Origin of the sequence: Algoriphagus marincola DSM 16067 (assembly GCF_000429405.1) — a bacterium.
Lineage (GTDB): Bacteria > Bacteroidota > Bacteroidia > Cytophagales > Cyclobacteriaceae > Algoriphagus > Algoriphagus marincola.
Window position 1 is genome coordinate 1 of sequence record NZ_AUBU01000026.1, and the last position, 15210, is coordinate 15210.

7 protein-coding genes and 3 pseudogenes are annotated in these 15210 nt (G+C 38.0%); 7 read left to right on the plus strand and 3 right to left on the minus strand.

Features of this window, described 5'->3' with window-relative positions; all coding sequences use genetic code 11:
• A pseudogene (locus tag G457_RS22905) lies at positions 1 to 421 on the plus strand (hypothetical protein); the annotation flags it as partial.
• A gap of 647 nt (positions 422 to 1068) precedes the next feature.
• A pseudogene (locus G457_RS0114720) lies at positions 1069 to 1743 on the plus strand (ATP-binding cassette domain-containing protein); the annotation flags it as partial.
• 273 nt (positions 1744 to 2016) lie between these two features.
• Here the strand turns inward: G457_RS0114720 and G457_RS21625 are convergent.
• Together G457_RS21625 and G457_RS0114735 are read right to left on the minus strand one after the other, a co-directional pair.
• Positions 2017 to 2415, minus strand: coding sequence for a response regulator (locus G457_RS21625; RefSeq protein ID WP_051260843.1), 399 nt, complete (start codon positions 2413 to 2415; stop codon positions 2017 to 2019).
• A 25-nt stretch (positions 2416 to 2440) separates the two neighbouring features.
• Positions 2441 to 3739 (minus strand): hypothetical protein, encoded by a 1299-nt coding sequence (locus G457_RS0114735; RefSeq protein WP_155847172.1) that lies wholly within the window; start codon positions 3737 to 3739, stop codon positions 2441 to 2443.
• A 584-nt stretch (positions 3740 to 4323) separates the two neighbouring features.
• Here G457_RS0114735 and G457_RS0114740 point away from each other — a divergent pair.
• The gene (locus G457_RS0114740) at positions 4324 to 5412 is read left to right on the plus strand and encodes an NAD-dependent epimerase/dehydratase family protein (RefSeq protein WP_026947155.1); all 1089 of its coding nucleotides are present in this window, start codon (positions 4324 to 4326) and stop codon (positions 5410 to 5412) included.
• Positions 5413 to 5569: 157 nt separating this feature from the next.
• Positions 5570 to 6601, plus strand: a complete 1032-nt coding sequence (mreB, locus tag G457_RS0114745) for a rod shape-determining protein (RefSeq protein ID WP_035484071.1) — start codon at positions 5570 to 5572, stop codon at positions 6599 to 6601.
• Between the two features lie 577 nt (positions 6602 to 7178).
• Here mreB and tnpA read toward each other — a convergent pair.
• Positions 7179 to 7358, minus strand: coding sequence for an IS66 family insertion sequence element accessory protein TnpA (gene tnpA, locus G457_RS23170; protein WP_407637278.1), 180 nt, complete (start codon positions 7356 to 7358; stop codon positions 7179 to 7181).
• 544 nt (positions 7359 to 7902) lie between these two features.
• On the opposite strand from tnpA, the gene G457_RS23105 reads away from it, so the two are divergent.
• From G457_RS23105 to G457_RS0114765, 3 genes and pseudogenes are all read left to right on the plus strand, one after another.
• Positions 7903 to 10866, plus strand: a complete 2964-nt coding sequence (locus G457_RS23105) for a glycine-rich domain-containing protein (RefSeq protein ID WP_051260844.1) — start codon at positions 7903 to 7905, stop codon at positions 10864 to 10866.
• A gap of 7 nt (positions 10867 to 10873) precedes the next feature.
• Complete coding sequence (locus G457_RS0114760) at positions 10874 to 11521, plus strand: hypothetical protein (RefSeq protein ID WP_026947157.1); 648 nt, start codon at positions 10874 to 10876, stop codon at positions 11519 to 11521.
• A gap of 339 nt (positions 11522 to 11860) precedes the next feature.
• Positions 11861 to 15210 (plus strand): annotated as a pseudogene (locus G457_RS0114765) (hypothetical protein); the annotation flags it as partial.

Consider the following 15210-nt stretch of genomic DNA (forward strand, 5'->3'; position numbering starts at 1 on the left):
TTTCCCAGTCAATCAATTCCATGAAAAGTATGGCTTTGATCTGAAGGAGTCCCTGCAGAAGTTTCCAATCAAGGAATTACAGGATGAAACCAAAACGGACTGGATGCTCAAATCACTGAAAAAAGGGAATACCTATCCGGTAGTAATGGAGCGTAAAGGAATGGAAGAGATTATGTTCGTGGAAGCGAATCCCAAGTTTAAATCCATCAACGTGTATGATGCCAGTATGAACTCAGTAAAGAATTCAGAGATTTTGGAAGCCAAGAAGTCCAGTACTTTGGATCAGAAAGAAGGGCTAAGCAATGATAAAAAAAAAGACCTGAAGGAGAATTCCAAAATCCAGAAGAAGGCTGATGAGATAGGGGAAATGCCTGGTCAAAAAGCAGCCAAGCCCAGAAAGTCCAGATCCAGAGCAATTTGATATGTAACTTGGATCTTTTTATAGATTCCTGAAGGAACAAAAAGCGGTCTAGAATAGTATCGGAGATATTAATGTGTAGATTATTTACAATTAAATACAATTTCTTGATAAAACGGTTGTGTTACTTAAATTTACATTTGATTGATTGTTATTTAATTCGCTCATGTGTTAAATGCTAAAATGGTTTTATATTATTTAAGGCATCTCAAAGTTGGGATGCCATATTTGTTTTAAAGAACAGGTACTTAGATTTTTAATAAAAATACAATTTATTTACAAATAATTACTTTTATTTTTTTGAGGTATTTATTGATTTCCCTATTTGGAAATAATTATTAAATCTACATCTGCTTTCTTCCCAGTGAAAGAAAAATACGAGTACTCTTAGCCCAATGATCAGAATCTGAGAGCTTGTTCAAGAGCCTGCAAGCTTTGTTCATAATTATTTTGTTTCAATAAGTCAAGGAGATATGGGAATGGTAAGATTACGTAGAATAAACTGTTTAATTTGATCTTGCAAAAGAGTGCTCCTAATTACATGATCTTGAAACTTTATTTTTAATTAAGTCTTCGATCATTTTGTTCCTAAGTTTAGGCAACAAAACTGGTCCAGTTATTTAAGCGGTTAAGAACATTTTGAGCTTCGGTCTGGCGAAAGTCTGGGACTTTTTGCTCCTGTGGGAACAGGCAAAAGCACGCTAGTGGATCTGATCCAAAAATTCTACCAGCCTGAATCGGGAGAGATTCAATTACCCTTTCTGAACAAGGAAAATATCTCCCTTACCGAATGGCGCGCACAACTGGCCGTCGTCCATCAGAAGGAAAAGATCTTTCACAGTACCGTCTTGGATAACATCGTCCTCAGCAGCGATCCCAAAGAAATCGAAGCCAAGGTACAAGTCATGCAAGCACTGGGCTGTCTTCCACTCTTTCAGGATCTAAACCAAGGTCTACTCACCCTCTGCGGAGAGGAAGGAAGGAATCTCTCCGGAGGACAGCGACAACTCGTCGGCTTGGTTCGGGCCTTGGTAAAGCAACCCAAGATCCTGATCCTAGATGAAGCCACGGCTGCCATGGACTACCGCATGGAGCGTGCGGTGATGGACTTGATCCGAAACTACCTTCACCAATCCGGTGCCGGACTGCTACTGATCACCCATCAGTCTACCTTGGCGATTACCTTAGACCGTATTCTAATCCTCGAGCAGGGAAAGATCAGTAATTCCGGCACCCCCTCTAGGCGAAGATTCTACTATGGTTTCTTGAAGTTCAATTTGGCGCTTGATGGGATTTGCCCGCCCAGCATGCTGGTCCAAGGCTAAAATATTCCATAGAGTATTATTTTTATCACCTTGTCATACCTGCTTTTTCCAAAAAAATATTGTGAAAAAATCCAACCTTTCGCCAAGATCATTTCATAAATGCTGCCCAATTTTATAATTATTACTTAAAAATCGAACCAATTACACCTTCTCCTCCCCCCACTAAGAGTAGACTCTACTATCCCCCATTGAAGTTCAATTAGGCCCTGTGTGGAATTTGTGTGTTTTTCATGTGTCCTAGACTTAAATTCTCACTAATTGAAGGGAAGAAACTTAATATTTTTCCTGTAAACCTAGATCATTCAATTTGAGGATTTGAGTTATTTCGCGTTTTAGGACATGAGCAAATGTCGGTTTTGTAATAACTAAATCAAATATGGGAAGATCATCTTTAGATAAATCTTCTTCATTTAATGCCGTAATAGCAATTATTGGAATATTTTTCAAGCGTTTCTCTCCTCGGATGAAATTTGCTAGTTCTATTCCACTCATATTGGGCATCATTATGTCAGTTATGATTAAATCTGGCAAAGTAGGAGTGCTCATCAAGAATTCATAGGCTTGATATCCATCCTCTTTGACTGTTATTTCAAAGCCCCACTTTTGAAGTTGTTTGTTCGTTGTAAATCTGATAACCAAATCATCTTCAATAAATAATATTTTTTTATTCATTATTTGAAAATTATTCATGCCTTAATTAGATGTGTCCCCTATATCTCATTATTTTGTTTAAAAATATTGATATGCTATATAAGTGATTATAGAATTCAATATCTATTTCTTTAAAATTAGAAAGATAAGTCATTACCCCCGTTATTACATTTTTTTCATATATTGGAACAGCCATCAAATATTTTGATTTTGTTGAATTTAGTTTTCTTAAAACTGACTGTGAAAAAATTTTCTCAACTTCAATTCTTTTGATGTATCTTTTTCTTATTTTACTGAAATATTGAATATGATTTTCAAAGGTGGTATCGTCAATATTAACTGATTGATTTTGTAATAGGTAGATTAGGTTAGCATTTTCTCTTTCTTGTAATAATGAAAACCAATAAGCGCCGTTAAAATTAAAGGTCTCTACCACTTTTTGTAAAATATTCTGAACAAATCTTGAATTTGGATCCTCAAGATTTAAACCTATAGAATAATTTAGGTGTAATAATAGCTCTTTTTTTGTGATCTCTTTTTCAAGATCAAAAATCTGATTCATATTTTCTATGATTGTCAAAAAATTGAATTTTGTTTCTGTACTAATATTTGTAAGAGTTATTCTTAGTTTAGTATTATGATTGTTTATTTTTTCAAAGATATAGAATGTCAGGTTTTGATTGGAACTTATATTTTCAAGGTAATTTATTATTTGTTTTTTATTCTCTATACCCCATAATCCCAAGAAGTCCTGAAATAGTTTTATATCGGTAAATAGCTCTTTAGCTTTGGTGTTAAAATTCTCTATTAATAGATTTGAATTTATTTCTATGACAGCTCGGTCATATTTTTGAATTAATGCGTTGTATGATTCAATTGTATCCTTTTTCTCAATTAATTGTTGTTTTATTTTTTGTAAAGCATTTGTTATTGTTTTATCATTTTCAGTTTGCGAAATTATTAGTACATAATCTTGTTCTTCTTCATCGAATAGCGGAAGTATAAAAAATTCTTTGTCAATATTTTTTTTTGATTTTGAGATGTGATTTATTTTTAAAATTTCTAGACCCTCCTTATTATAATTGAAATTTTTTTGCATTTTTTTTATTTCACTGATCTTTATTATCAATCTTCCGCCTTCAAATTCTATAGCGTCTAATTCTTTACCAGCATCTTTTTTCCATGGATTATTTTGGGAATCAATCAATCTTATTTTAGAGGAAATTGTAACTGGATTATGGGAGGACATGTCCATATTTAAAACGACTGCTTGACTATTCATAGGAAGTAGGAAAGGAATTGTAAGATCAATGTCAAAATACATGTTATGGGATTTGTACTTCATATTTAATTATTTCAATTATCTTGGACATAAGTGAATTGCCAAAATTTTGAGGACTCCAGGAAATAATCTAAATGTTAAAACCGTTCCATGTCCTTATAATGTTTGGACAATTTATAAAATTCCTATTTAAATATTTTTTGGTTATAATTAATTGCATATAAATGTAAATCATCTGCGATTTCTTTTAATTCTTACATATTATTTGGTTTGTTATTTTGATTAGCTTGGACTTGATTTACATTTTTGTTCAGTTTATTTTGTTTTTACCTCAAATTTCTCTAAAAATTTTAAACTTAGAAAAACAAAATTATGAATAAGAGAAAATTTGATCAAATGTTATACACTTTGAAAATAGTCCTACTAATTACTCAGTTAGATATCGATTCCTTACTCAGCTTTTCCTCAAGACTTCCTTTACCTCTTGGCGATTATGTAGTTGATGTCTACTTATGATTTATATATCTTGTAGCTTTTGTCTGGTTAATTATATTATAATCTGCTTAATAAAGTTTGTATATACTGGCTATACATACTTTGCTAAGATCGTGCTTTAATGCTTAATAAAATAATATTTATGTATTTATATGTCTAAATTTCTTGTAATTGGTTCTGCTGGGTTTATTGGTTTTCATGTTGTTCAAAGTTTGCTTAAATCTTCTCAAAATTCTGTTGTTGGAATTGATCTGTTGAATGATACAAATGATTTGGAATTAAAAAAAATGCGTTTGGAATTTCAGGGAATAGTTCTGGAAAAAATTTCTTCTAACTCCTTATGTAAAAGTATATTTTTCCGGAATTATCAGTTCATGGAATTAAATCTTTCCAAATTTGATTTTATATTTTCCTTTATTATTCGAGAACAATTTGATTATGTAATTCATTTGAATGATAATAACATATCTTTTCAGGCAGTTAAAGATTTGTTTCAGATTAATCGATTCAATTCTCATGAATTTCTAAATATTCTTGAAGCTTGTAGACATTCAAATGTTAAACATTTTGTCTTCTCAAGTACGGTTGATTTATTTGGATTATTTAATAATAATCAACTTTTGGAGTTAGATAAGGTTCTAAATACTAAAGGAGATTTAAATTACTATAATAGAGAAAATGAAATCATGGCTTACTATTATTCATCTGTATTTAAAGTTCCTACTACTTGCATTCGTTTTTCTTCTGTTTTTGGAGCATGGTCTCAATCTGATTCTGTAATTTTTAAATTTACCGAGTCAATTATAAAGGATAGACCGGTTGAATTGATTTGTCAGGGAAATATTGTGCTCAATTTTTGTTATATTGATGAAGTAGTCCGAGATATTATTCAATTGACATTTAATCCACCAATTGAATCTTTCGAAAAGAAATCCAATGTTTATAGTACTCTAAAATTTGATTCTCCTTTTAATATATTTAATGGTGGAAATAATGTACCTATGAGATTAATTGACTTTTTAGCCTTGGTTGAAACTAGTCTCGGAAAAAAATCTATTAGAAATTTTATAGATTCACCTAATGTTCTTAATAAAAAAATATTTTCTGATTTATCTACGGCTGAACATGCAAAATCAACTTATAATGAAAACAATATGCTTGATGGTATTAATGTGTTTGTTAAATGGTATTTAGAATTCTATGTTCGTTATATGGCTACGGAAGATTTCCTATATAATTAAATCAATAATGACTTATTTTATTATATTGTATTCAACGTTCTTTCTTGTTGCTTTTTTCTTTTGTATTATTTATTGTAAATCAGTTTCTCTTTGTATCTGCTAAACCATCATCTCAGGTTATCAATTTAAAAAATGTAAACAATAAATTAATTCTAAAATGCTTTTCAAGTTTAGAAATTCAAAGTCCTTCGGTATTAATTTAGGTACTTGCAATACACTTATTGCATCTGGAGATCAAATGCTTATTAATGAGCCTTCTATTGTAGCCGTCCAAGCCAAAAGTAATCAAGTATTGGCGGTTGGTAATCAAGCCATGCTGCTTCATGAAAAGACTGATTCATCTAAAGTTAAGATAAGCTTTCCATTAAAAAGTGGGGTAATTGCTGATTTTTCTATGGCTGAAATTATGATAAAGTCTTTCGTTAGTCAAATAAAGAAATTAGAGAATAAACTATTTTTAAACAATTTTTCAATGCTTTTTTGCGTTCCTAGTAATATTACTGAAGTAGAAAAAAGAGCAATAATTGATGTCGGCTCTAATTCTGGTGCAGGGGAAGTATTGATGATGTTTCGACCCATGGCTGTTGCAATAGGTTCAGGATTAGATGTGCTTTCTCCTGAAGGATTGATGATTGTTCATATAGGAGGTGGGATTACTGAAATCGCTATTATTTCATTAGGAGGTATTGTTTATGATTTTTCTATTCGGACTGCGGGTAATTCTTTTAATCAAGATATTATCGATTTCATCAAAAAAGAATTTAATCTGCTTATTGGTGATCGTACTGCTGAAGCCATAAAAATAAAAATTGGTGCAGTAATTCCTGATTCTGAAGAGGAAAATAGTAAGCTTCGGATCGTAGGTAAGGATCTTTTTACTGGGATTCCCAGATCCATTCAAATAGGTTCTGTTGATGTTGCTTTGGCTTTGGATAAGTCCACATCTCGTATAGAAGAGGCCATAATTAAAGTGCTAGAGAATTCTCCGCCAGAGCTTGCTGCTGACTTTCATATTAAAGGAATCTACCTTAGTGGAGGAGGAGCTTTACTGAGAGGTATCAAGCAGCGACTTGAAAATAAAACTAGGTTAAAGGTTAATCATGTAAATAATCCTTTGCATGCTTCCGTCTATGGAACCACAACAGTATTAAAAGATCGGAAAAAATATAAATCACTCTTTATCAGGTGAATGAAGGTCTTTAGATTCCATTTATTTCAAAAATTTAATGATTAAGTGCAAATAAATGATTTTCTAATCAGGAAAACCTTTAATATTATTCCGGGCTCATAGGTTGGAGTTAATTCTTCTTTTTTAAGGGTACTTTATTTCAAAAAAACCAAATTAATTTTTTTCTTATATGATTCCATCTCTTTGCCTTGAATGCCCATTTGCTTAGAGCACTAAAATAACAGAAATCATACTTTTCAAAACTTTTTTAATGAACAAACTATTTCTAAACATTTCCCACTTAATTTTCTAAATATTTCTTTATTCTTTTTAAATATGGTTGCTTTCTTTTCTTCGGAGCTTTTTGGTGCAAAAGCTTCCTTTCTCCTTAATTTAAATCCAATTCATGTTTATCTGAATTTTCTGGATAAGGGTTAATCTTATTTCGGGTTTTATCCAATACTAATCCTTTAGGATATTCAAATCCAAAGTAGGTTCCCCTGGATCTTTTTTCAGGCCCTAGTTTTTTTTCTTATTATTTCCAGTTTGGCTTTGGATTGGAGATCAACCTGATATTGATACTCATAATGGCTCCTGATTAAGTATGAGACTGCCAACTATACACCTGACTTGTGATCAGCCCGTGTCGGCGACAATATTCAGGACAAGATAAGCCAGAACTTTCCCAATCTTCTACAATAAAGGCTTTTTGTTGTGAGGTCAGTAGCTTACGGCCACTGGATGAAAGTCGTGCGTTTTTAATTAAGTCTTCGATCATTTTGTTCCTAAGTTTAGGCTTCAAAACTTTTCCAGTTATTTAAGCGGTTCTGAACACATTTTATAGGATTGATGCGATTTCTAATAATTGAAATACAATTTATTTATAAAAAGACGCACTTTATTTATAATTCTTACTCTAATTTTTTATAAAAATTCTTTTACTCTTATTTAGCACTCAGAAGAGAAATAGATAATCTAATATCCTTACGAAGCAGGGCTAATTTATAAGTACCCGCTATAGCGTTATAGGTGAAAATTAGTTGATATTAGTCTTCTATACACATGGTTTCTTTTCTGATAAGTTAGTTATTCAATTGCTCCTTTGACTAACTAAACATCTGAAAACCAAGCCATTGTATTAAACCCCTAACAACTCGCTGCTAAGTCTGTGTGACTGACGTGGCGAAGCTGTATCTTGCCGGTTTCAATATGACAATAGAATCTTTTATGTATATCTTATTTAAGAATAAATCAACTAACTGATAGTCCCTTAGTTCTATGTTTTATTTCCGCTCTTTAAAACCCAATAAATTAGGTAATTGATGAAATTTAGAGAATCTTTAATCTTTTTTTGTCTTTTGATTTTCTATTTTTTTACTGAGAATATCTATGCTAATAACATCCAAGTTTCGAATGTTACTGTCACGGGACAGAATCTTGCTAACGATTTTACCAAGGTTCAATTTGACATTTCCTGGGAAAATTCATGGAGGATCAACTCCGAGGCTTCCAACTGGGATGCTGCTTGGGTTTTTGTGAAATTTCAAGTAGGAACTGTTGATCCCAGCTTTTCAGGAGTAAGTAGCAGTGGCAATACAGTCACCGTTAGCAGTACATCCAATTTGCGCGTAGGAATGCCTGTAGTCAAGACCTCCGGTACGGGAAATATTGCTTATGGAGCGGTCATCACTGCGATTACAGGTCCGACCACTTTCACTGTAAGCGGTTCAGTTCCCGGCCTGAGCAATGCATCGATCCAATGCAAACGCATCTGGGAGCATGCCACCCTTAATACTTCATCCTCAAATCATACTTCTGTGGCAGGGACTACCATTGATGTGACGAATGATGGCAAAGGGATATTTATTCACAGGGATGTTCCAGGCATCGGAGATGTCAACTACTCGGGAATACAACTTCGCTGGGATTACGGAATAGATGGGGTATTAGGTAATCATCTTGTCAGTGTCAAAGTCTTCGCCATCGAGATGGTCTATGTACCACAGGGAGCATTTTATGTGGGGGATGGCACGACAACTGATATTCGTGGTCATTTCAGGAACGGTTCCGCCAATACACCTTTACGTATCAGTTCAGAAGGTGAACTTACACTAGGCGGTACCGCCGATGGTAATCTGGCAAATAGTAATAATTTTGGTTTATTTTTTGTTTCTTTTGATGATTTTAATAATTCCACTACGAGAATTTTGCCGGAGACTTTTCCTAAGGGCTATGCTGGATTTTATAGTATGAAGTATGAGCTGTCGCAGGGACAATACCGGGATTTTCTCAATACGCTTACTTATGAACAGCAAGGTAGCCGAACTACAAGTCTTCCTAGTGCCGCCAGTCGAACTGCTGCCTTGGTAAATACAAATAGAAACGGAATTCAGATAAAAACGACTGGAATTGCTGCTTCTCTGACCCCTGCGGTCTATGGCTGTAACCTCAATAATAATTCAGTTTTTGATGAGAGCAATGATGGTGAGTGGATTGCGTGTAATTTCATTACCTGGATTGATGGGGCTGCATACTTGGACTGGGCTGGTCTCCGTCCCATGACAGAGCTTGAATATGAAAAGGCTGCCCGTGGTGTGCGAGTTCCTGTAGCAAATGAATATGCCTGGGGAAGTACAGTGGCAGTCCCTGCTACGGGAATTTCAAATAGTGGTGCAATCAATGAACTCCCCTCCAATAGTACGGCCAACATTGCAGCTGCTAATCAGTCAGGTGTTCAAGGCCCACTCAGAGTTGGTGCCTTTTCCCGTGCAAGTAGTTCCCGTGTTCAATCAGGCGCAAGTTATTGGGGTATTATGGATCTTTCCGGTAATCTCTTTGAACGTACGGTAAGTGTTGGTCACGTCAATGGAAGGGCTTATACTGGTACTCATGGTGATGGGCGGCTTAGCGTGAGCGGTAATGCTAATGTGACGAACTGGCCCGGTATGAATGCTGGGACAGGTGAAGTCAGTAACGATGAGTTGGGTCTTGGCTTGCGTGGCGCTGATGGTATTTATCCTTTAATCTCGCACAGGGTTTCAGATAGGGAGTTAGCGAGCAATTTCTCGCTGCTTAGAAATAGTCATCGGGGTATTCGTGGTGTCCGTTCCGCCGAATGTTTGAATAATGCTGCTGCACCTGTATTTGATACTTCGGATGGTAAGTCGCCTGTACTGGTTTTACCAGGGCAGATTGTTAATTACAAGGTGACTGGATCCGGGAGTTTCCGATGGATGGTTCCACAGGATTGGCAAATACTGAGTGGTCAGGGTACCAATGATGTGACATTAATTGTTGGGTCTGCGCCAGCTGATATCCGAGTAGCAGCTTATAATGATTGTGGATTTGGAGCTGAGGCTACAGCTGTAGTTTATCCTATTGCTTCCGGTGGTGATGAGGTGTATGAATATGTTGCGGATGGGACAAATGGTGAAGCGGGCATTACTTATCGGGTACACAAGTTTACGACAGTAGGTAGCAGTGAGTTTACGTCTTACATTCCTTTAGAAATTGAATATCTCATCATTGGAGGAGGAGGAGGTGGTGGTGTTGGTGGAGGTACTTCCATTGCAGGTGGCGGTGGTGGCGCCGGTGGATATCGGTCATCAGTTCAAGGTGAATCATCAGGTGGAGGAGCGAGCGCTGAGGCTCCGTTAGCTCTATCAACAGGGACTTATCCTATCGTAGTCGGAGCTGGTGGTATAGGTGGTCAAGTTGTTTGGAATGTTGGTGCAAGAGGGGGTAATTCTTCGGCATTCGGGCTTACCTCCATTGGAGGAGGGGGAGGAGGAACTTGGACTGGTCAGGCTTCATCAGGGGGATCCGGTGGTGGAGCTGGTGAGAATGGACAAGGATTGACTTTTGGAAATGGAACTTCTGGTCAAGGGTTCCGTGGAGGTGATGATATAGGTTCTTACAGCAGTAATGCCTCAACTTCTGCCGGCGCTGGTGGTGGAGGTGCAGGATCAGTTGGCCGAAACGCTATCAGCAGTACACAGGGTGGATCTGGAGGTGTTGGTCTTCAGTCTTACATCACTGGTCAGGGTGTATTTAGAGCCGGTGGAGGTGGTGGAGCGGGTAATGTGGATATAGGTGGGAATATCTCTGGTCCGGGAGGGATTGGAGGTGGAGGTGCTGGCCGGGGTGGTACTACCGGAGTTGGTCGACACGCTGAACCTAACACTGGCGGAGGCGGAGGTGGTGGATTATTTACTGGTGGTTCGGGTAATGCTCCTGGCGGTAACGGCGGTTCAGGTATAGTGATTATCCGATATAGAATAAACTAATCCTTTGATGAAGCATTATATTTATTCTATTGGGTTTTTTGATTCAGTCATTGTTCTGATTGTTTATTTAATAAGGATAGTTCTTCCCTTGCTTGTTATGGTAAATTATCTGCCTAATATCCCTCAGGTTGTTTGGTTAATGCTAATTCAACATAATAATAGTAAAGAAACTACTTCTGAAAGGTTAGACCTTGGCTTTCTCAGTTTCTTGAATTCATGTGGTAGTAGATCCGAAGTTTTGGTATTTGCCGTAAGCCCAAAAAGCAATCAATATTACAAGTCGTCCACTGGTTATAACAAGCTTGGTAAATGGATTAGTAAAGCCTTTTTTATAATGATAGCACATCCTTTTTTCTATTATTTAGAAAAGAAAAGTAATGAATCTCTTGCCAGCCATGGTATTGGAAGTATAACTGTTCTAGAGGATGAAAGGAATGGCCTACCTGATACTGATCACCAAATTAATACTGGGTCTTATGTGGAGGGTACAATTGATTCTACTGCCTTATGTTTTAAAATAACTACACAAGGTAAAGTATATGATAAAACTCTTTCTAATTTTTTAAAAAATTTCAGAGAAAAGCTTATTAAGCTATTAAATATCAATCAGTTAAAACACTCTTTTACTTTTAATAATAATATTAGTTTCTGTTAATAGTGCTGTTTTTCTCCCGTCTTATTTATCATACCATTTTGGCTGAAAATATATTCACTAAAGACTAACCTATTCTAAAAATCTCAAGGACAAAGATTTCTAAACTGTATGAACTCATCTTTTAATTTAACGGCAAACAAATTTCTTAACATTAAGACTGTCGTTATATTTTTTTATACTTTGATTTCTACTTCAATTACGCTCCATGCCCAATCCAATACAGATTATGGAGCCACCTCTTTACGGCCAAATCAAATTTCGCGAATTCAGGGACCTACACCAGATACCAGAACCGGAACAGTGTCGAATGTTACAATCTATCCTGCAAACCAAGCTTCAATGAACCTTTTAATAGATGGTTCGTTAACTGGAGGTGGTGGTACTTTTTCGAATTTTTTGGGTACTCAAGCCACCGTCAACGTCGATGGTTCGGCTTGGAGTGTAAGTCCCAATCTAATATTTCGGATGACATATAACACTCCCGTCGATGCTGATGGGTTTAGGATTTGGCATGATTTCGGTACCGAGCCAAATCATCACATTGCCCTATATAATGTCAGGCTATACGATGCCAATAATGTTAATATTGCAAATTATCCCGGCAATTCAGTTGCAGCGGGCACCAATGGATTGGGAACTGGTAACCCCTATCAACAAATCAGTTTTGGCGGTTTAAAGCAAAATATTAAGTATGTTGAATTAGTAATTAGACAAGTAAGGTCGAATAATAGTGTATTTCAATTTAGAGAATTTGCACTTTATGCAAACTGTTTAAACATTACCAATCCAGGAATCATTTCAGGAGATCAGGATAGCTGTGGAGCGTTTAACCCTTTTTTGATAACTAATTCTGCGACTCCAAGTGGAGGAGTTGGAAGTATTCAAATTCAATGGCAATCCCGAACTGGTCGTGACTGGTCTGATATTCCCGGAGCAACTGACTTTAACTATGATCCCGGTACCATATCGCAGACTACCGAATACAGGCGTGGTGTGCGGAGAAGTGGTTGTTCTACTTTCCTATATTCGAATATAGTAACAAAGAGTGTAGTTAATAACTTTACCAATGCGGGAAGCATTGCAGGAGATCAAAGTGTCTGTGGTGCCTACGACCCATCAGGAATTAGTAATACTGCCGATCCAAGTGGCGGTTCAGGAGGTAGGCCATTCTACCAATGGGAATTTAGAACTACAGGTAACTGGACTGCTATTGGCGGTGCAACTGGTGCCACTTATGACCCAGGCACAATATCCCAGACTACTCAATATAGGCGTGGTGTGCGAAGAGATAATACGTGTTCATTCGTTTATTCTAACATCGTCACCAAAACTGTTACTCAGAATTTCACGAATGCAGGAAGTATTTCAGGAGATCAGACCAATTGTGGTTCATACGATCCAACGGGAATAAATAATACTTCTAATCCAAGTGGGGGGTTTGGTGGGACTACACAATTCCAATGGCAGTTTCGAACCACCGGTGGCTGGTCGAATATTAGCGGTGCAACTGGTGCCACTTATGACCCGGGAACAATCTCTCAGACTACACAATATAGGCGTGGTGCACGAATAAGCTCCTGTTCAAATTTTGTTTATTCTAATACAGTTACCAAAACTGTCATCCAAAACTTCACAAATGGAGGAAGCATTGCAGGTGATCAAAGTAGCTGTGGTGCATTCAATCCATCGGGGATCAGTAATACTGGCAATCCAAGTGGAGGTTCTGGAGGTACAACGCAATACCAGTGGCAATTCCGAACTACTGGTGGCTGGTCGAATATTAGTGGTGCAACTGGAGCCACCTATGACCCGGGAACAATAACTGAGACTACTCAATATAGGCGTGGTGCACGTAGGAGTTCTTGTTCAAATTTTTATTACTCGAATACCGTCACCAAAACTGTTATCCAAAATTTCACCAATGCAGGAAGTATATTAGGAAATCAGAGCAATTGCGGGGTGTATGATCCATCGTTAATTAGCAATATAGCTAATCCAAGTGGTGGTGTAGGTGGAACCACACAATACCAATGGCAATTCCGAACTACTGGTGGTTGGTCTGATATTGGCGGTGCAAACGGTCCCACCTATGACCCGGGCTTAATATCGGAAACTACCCAATATAGACGCGGTGCACGAAGAAGTCCGTGTTCACCATTCCTATATTCTGATCCCGTCACGAAGACAGTTGATAATTCGGATAATTTTGACAATCCGGGATCGATAGGAACTGATGAGATTCAATGTGGGGCATACGATCCTAGTTTGATCAATACCATTACCGCACCTACTGGAGGCACAGGTGGTGTTCCGCAATACCAATGGGAATTTAGAACCACCAGTGATTGGATTGTTATTCCTGGTGCAAACAGTGCATCTTACGATCCGGGTGCAATTACTGAAACTACACAGTATAGGAGAGGGGCAAAAACGAATGTTTGTTCTTCGTTTATTTATACTGATGCCGTAACAAAATTCGTTGCAGTTAATTTCAGCGATGCCGGTTCAATCGAGGGTGATGAAAGTATTTGCGGTCCTTATCAACCACAAAGTATCAGCAACATCACACTACCGAGCGGTGGAACTGGAGATGGTCTCGAATATCAGTGGCAATCTAATACAATTGGTACTTGGGAGGATATTATTGGAGCAAATTCTGAAAATTACACACCTCTTTTTATCAGTCAATCTACAAGGTACAGAAGAGGTGCAAGACGAAGTGTATGTCAGGATTATGTTTATACCACTGAAGTAACAAAGGAGGTTGTTTATGGTCCAGATACAGATAATGATGGTATTCTAGACCCATGCGACGTGGATGATGATAATGACGGGGTGCTGGATACTGATGAAGGCGATGCTGACACCGATGGCGATGGTATCCCTAACCGCTTGGATCCTGACTCCGACGGCGATGGTATCTTCGACATCGTTGAAGCGGGAGGAACGGATGCGGATAATGACGGCATGGTGGATTCGGCTACCGATACCGACAATGATGGCTGGGCCGATACCTTCGATGCCGACAATGGTGGCACAGCCCTGCCGGATGGCGATCAGGATGGTGACGGACTGGAGAACAGAATCGACCCGGACAGTGATAATGATGGCATCTCGGATGCAGTAGAAGGAGCTACGGACACGGACGGCGATGGTTTGGGCAACTACCTGGACGTGGACTCTGATGGCGATGGGCTACTTGATGCCGATGAAGGCGCTGTGGACACCGATGGGGATGGACTGGCCGACTACGTAGACCTCGATTCGGACGGTGATGGCATCTACGATCTCATTGAAGCGGGAGGAACGGATTCGGATGAGGACGGCATGGTAGACTCCGTTACTGATACAGACAATGACGGTTGGGCCGATCTATTCGATGCCGACAACGGAGGCACTGCCCTGCCGGATGGTGATCAGGATGGGGACGGACTGGAGAACAGGATCGACGTGGACAGTGATAACGACGGCGTTCTTGATTCGGCAGAGGGTCTTTCGGATACCGATGGGGACGGCCTGGCCAACTACCTGGATCTCGATTCCGACGGGGACAGTATCTATGATATTGTTGAAGCCGGCGGAACAGATGCGGATAACAATGGGATGGCAGACTCCGTCACGGATACCGATTCCGATGGATTGGCGGATACCTTTGATACCGACAATGGAGGAACTGCCCTGCCGGATGG